Here is a 2,690-nt window from a genome sequence, read left to right on the forward strand (position 1 = left end):
CAAGCTGCGATGCAGCACCACCGGCATCACCGACCTCGTCAAAGCTGTCCTCACCCTGCGCCTGCCCAGCTCAAACTGAAGTTGAAAATGGCTCACTCACCTATGTAACCGGTGACGCCAGTGATGTCGTTGGCTTCGAATACCGGAGCCGCGACGTTCAGGATGTACTCTCGGTCCTTGTCAACAAGCTTCACGCGTAGTTACATAACACTCAAACCACCCAAGATGGGGAAAACTTGACCGTCGGCATCCCGGCGGATGGCGAGGTGGCCGATGGCCTGTGCGATGTGGGTCTTGACGTGTGGGACCAGCCAAATCTGAGACACTGCCAGTCCCGCAGACCAGGAGGCGCTGTGGCGATCAGAGTTCGGTCGTTCCGCCCCGACGATGCTGCCAGAATCGCAGCCATCGTCCATCGATGCCTGCGTGAAGTGAACAGCCGCGACTATCCCGCACACATCATCGACAAGATGTGCGAGTACTTCACGGCCGAGCGGTTCATCGAGCTTTCGGCCAGCCGCCTCATCTACGTGGCCGAGGACACCAGAGTGGTCGGCACCATCTCCCGGGACGGCAACAAGGTCTACACCCTGTTCGTCGACCCCGACTCGGCCGGGCGGGGGATAGGCCGTCAACTCATGGCGCACATCGAGACCCTGGCCAGGCGCGACGGGTACGACCACATGGAGACCGGTGCCAGCATCACCGCTCACCGGTTCTACCTCCACCTGGGTTACACCGATGTCCGTGAGAGTGAGACCAAGTTCGGCCTTAACTACATCCTCCGCAAGCCTCTACGCCAGCCGTAGCACCGCGCTCGCTGTAGCCGCTGGCCCCACCCAGCCGTCGGAATCGAGCCAGGTCCCCCTCACGATCACCGTCCGCATGGGGAATTACGTGAGCGCGAGGGTGGGGAATTCCGTGATCGTCGACAGACAGCGTGACGGCGGTGGTGCCGGCCGGGCCGGTGCCAGTCGCGGTCACCTCATCACCCCACCGCTCGCTCCCGGGCTGTTGGATCCAGGACCGGCCTTCGGAGACAGGTCGTGGTCTCGGACATAGACGGTGACTTGCGCCCCGTTGACATGGGTTGTTCCGTACTCGCGGAAGTGGCGCCGCAGGGTGCTCGTTTTCGCTTGCTCCTGCGGGTTGGTCGACGCGTGCGCACCCGCCGCGCGGACCGCGACGATCCGATTGAACTCCAGCATGCGTGCCGCTATTTCCTGGGCGGGAAGCTCGACACCTGCCAGTGTGTTCGACGAAACGGGATCCTGCGCCAGGGCCAGATCCGTCAGAAAACGGGTGTCCTCGGGGTTGGCCGCGGTCAAGATCCGGTGCCGCCCGGAGAGATAGAGCAGCCCGTCGCTGGGACGGCCTTCCTTGCGTACGGCGGCGCCGATGGCGGTGACGTCATCGCTCCGGCTCTGGGGCGTCCTCAGCGAAAGGCTCGGCGGGACGAGCGCGGCCAGTACGGCAACCGCGGCGATCCACGCGATGCGGGAAGACCGCTGGCGCCGGTGGAAGTAATCCATCCAGGCGCCCAGCAGCAAGGCGATTCCGATATTGCTGAAGAGCACATACCGGTCGACGAAAAGGGGCTTGACCAGTGAGGCGATCAGCAGCAGAAGGCCCGGAAGCACAAGAATCGGCACAGCCAGCACGGAAAGCCGAACGGGCCCCCTCACCCCCAGGGGTGCCAGAGCACACGCCATGCCCACGACCGCCACCACCAGGAAATATTGAAGCCGCACCGGTTCGCCGATCCAGGACACCTGCTCCGATTGCCCCGCACTGTAGATCGCCAGCGGCAACAGCCCGGCCACAACGCCCGCGGCAGCCATACTCCACGCTCTCAGCACAGGTCGTGGAACACGGGAGACGACCAGGCTGACGCCGTGTGCGACCAGGGCGAGGACCGCGAACTCATGGAGGAGACAGGCCAGCAGCATGGTGGAGCCATAGACCGCCCACCGCCACCGGGCGCGATGCGGGACGCCGGCCACGAGCGCATAGGTGGCCCAGGCGACCAGGGCGCAGACCATGGCGTACGAGCGGCCTTCCTGCGCGTACTTCTGTACCTGGGGAAGGAGCGGAAACACCAGCCCGGCCAGCAGCCCGGCACGGGGTCCCGCCAGGCGTAGTGCCAGAAGCCCGACTCCGCTCGCCGCCACGGACATCGCCAGCACAGACGGCAGCCGCAACGTCAGCAGCCCTCCGCCGAAGAGACCGAAGATCTCATGCATCACGGCGTAGTAAAGGGCATGGACCAGATCAATGTGCTGGGCGGTGTGCCATATCTGCGAAAGGTCGCGGTGTGCGAGCTGATAGGTGACGGACTCGTCCCCCCACATGGTGTTCTTCCTGCGGATCCCCCAGAGCCCCAGAGCGATGGTCAGCGCCAAGGGCGCGATGACGACAACGGCTTTGGCCGGGCCCGGTGATGGTCGACGGACGGGAAAAACAGGAGGGGAAACAGTCCTGGCCAGGACGGGCGCACGTTCATCAACGGACATCGGCGACAGGGCCTTTCAGCAGTGACGAAGACACTCCGCCAGCGTGCCGGGACCTCGTTGACCGGATGCTGATCCAACCTGTCCGGCCGATCAGGAAAGCGGGCCTGCGCTGTGCGAGGCTGCACCGCATGCGCATCCTGGTGGTCGAAGACGAGGTGGACCTTGCCCACACCCTGC

General features: G+C 64.6%; 3 protein-coding genes. 2 read left to right on the forward strand and 1 reads right to left on the reverse strand.

The features are described from left to right. Both AB0I98_RS49710 and AB0I98_RS49715 read left to right on the forward strand, forming a co-directional pair. Positions 1-200, forward strand: a 200-nt coding sequence (locus AB0I98_RS49710; protein WP_362953128.1) for a hypothetical protein, incomplete at its 5' end; no start/stop codon positions are given. A 153-nt stretch (positions 201-353) separates the two neighbouring features. Beyond that, complete coding sequence (locus tag AB0I98_RS49715) at positions 354-809, forward strand: GNAT family N-acetyltransferase (RefSeq protein WP_362953130.1); 456 nt, start codon at positions 354-356, stop codon at positions 807-809. Between the two features lie 171 nt (positions 810-980). Here AB0I98_RS49715 and AB0I98_RS49720 read toward each other — a convergent pair whose 3' ends face one another. Beyond that, on the reverse strand, positions 981-2,513 hold the full coding sequence (locus AB0I98_RS49720; protein ID WP_362953132.1) for a glycosyltransferase family 39 protein: 1,533 nt from the start codon (positions 2,511-2,513) through the stop codon (positions 981-983). Between the last annotated feature and the right edge of the window lie 177 nt (positions 2,514-2,690).

This window comes from Streptomyces sp. NPDC050211 (genome assembly GCF_040656035.1).
In the GTDB taxonomy this organism is placed as follows: domain Bacteria; phylum Actinomycetota; class Actinomycetes; order Streptomycetales; family Streptomycetaceae; genus Streptomyces.

Bases quoted from the DNA above. Each gene is read 5' to 3' on its own strand.
- AB0I98_RS49720 (WP_362953132.1), bottom strand. From the start codon at position 2,513: ATGTCCGTTGATGAACGTGCGCCCGTCCTGGCCAGGACTGTTTCCCCT.